The following is a 1,495-nucleotide window of genomic DNA, read 5'->3' as shown; positions in this document are numbered from 1 at the left end:
CGGAGCCGTAGGAGGCGCCGGCTCTGGCGGCGGCAATGCCGGCCTCGTTGGCGGCCAGCACGGCATCGTAGATGCGGACCAGCTCGTTGTCCGTCCGCTCCACGGCGAAGGTGCGGGTGATGTCGGAGGCATAGCCGTCCGCGAACACGCCGAGATCGAACATCAGCAGGTCGCCGGGCGCGATCCGGCGGCTGCCGGGAACGCCGTGCGGGAGGGCGGTATTGGGCCCGGACAGCACCATCGTATCGAAGGAGGGTCCGGCGGCGCCGAGCTTTTTCATCAAATATTCCAGCTCCGCGACAAGCTCGATTTCGCTGACCCCTTCCTTCACATGGGCAAGCCCCTGGCGCAGCACCTCCTCCACCAGCTCGGCGGCATGCTCCATGCGCTTGATCTCCTCCGGCGATTTGACGGCGCGCATCCGGCGCAGAAGCGGGCCGATGTCCGCGAAGCTGTCCGCAGGCGCGGCCTTCGACAGACGCTCGAAGCGCGCCACCGTGACATGCTCCTTCTCGATGCCCAGCTTTCCGGCCTTGGGTCCGAGATGATTCTTCAGGAGGTTGTAAGGATCATCCGTATCGCTGTGCGTGACGATGGCAGGGACGGTCGATGAGGCATGAGCCGATTCGGCGTCAAGCGCGGGCACGATGAGCACCGGCTCCTCGCCGCGGTTCAGCAGCAGACCGAGAAACCGCTCATGCGGATTACTGGCAAAGCCGGTCAAATAGTATACATGCTTGGGATCGGTAACCAGCAGGGCGTCCAGCCCTTCCGGGGCCATTTCCCGTTCGAGTCGTTTCAGAGCTTCATTCATGCGTACATTGCTCTCCCTTCCATTCACGATAACCAAAATGGCAATGAAACCATTATAGAACAATAAGGGAAGAGACGCACGGGCGGCGGAAGTCCCGCAGAAGCCGATGCTCCGCTTCGTTATGAATTGACTTTCAAGGCCGCTATGGATTACTTTGAATCTAGCGTCAAAATCGGTTCGCGGCCAGAATGGAGGAATGAAGAATGGAATGGCGGAAGAGCCATATCGGAGACGCAACGCTGGACGATCTGCCGGGCATTGTGGCTATTTATAACTCCACGGTGGCGGGACGGATGGTTACGGCTGACCTTGAACCCGTCAGCGTGGAAGACCGGCTCGGCTGGTTTCATGAGCACAGCGGCGGCCACCGCCCGCTCTGGGTGCTCAGACATGAAGGGGAAGTTGCCGCCTGGCTTAGCTTTCAGTCGTTTTACGGGCGGCCTGCGTACAATGGAACGGCGGAAATCAGCATTTATGTAGGTGAAGAATACAGAGGAAGCGGAGCCGGAAGCCTGCTTGTTGACAAAGCGATTGAGGAATGCGGACGGCTGGGCATCCACAGTCTGGTCGGGTTCGTGTTCGGGCATAACGGGCCCAGTCTGGGGCTGCTGGAGAAATTCGGGTTTGAGCGCTGGGGGCTTCTGCCCGGAGTAGCCGATATGGATGGCATCATGCGCGATC

The 1,495-nt window shown here is 60.3% G+C and carries 2 protein-coding genes; one reads left to right on the top strand and one right to left on the bottom strand.

Annotated features, from left to right (window positions below):
* Positions 1-814, bottom strand: an 814-nt coding sequence (locus L692_RS0103275) for a M24 family metallopeptidase (protein WP_025697172.1), incomplete at its 3' end; no start/stop codon positions are given.
* Positions 815-1,017: 203 nt separating this feature from the next.
* Between L692_RS0103275 and L692_RS0103270 the strand changes: the two genes are divergently transcribed.
* Positions 1,018-1,495 (top strand): GNAT family N-acetyltransferase (locus tag L692_RS0103270; protein ID WP_025697171.1); only part of this gene is annotated, 478 nt, incomplete at its 3' end.

The organism is Paenibacillus forsythiae T98 (assembly GCF_000520735.1).
GTDB classification, from domain to species: Bacteria; Bacillota; Bacilli; order Paenibacillales; family Paenibacillaceae; genus Paenibacillus_AQ; species Paenibacillus_AQ forsythiae.
The sequence above is the reverse complement of the archived record's forward strand: the minus strand, read 5'-3'. Positions and strand labels throughout refer to the sequence as shown.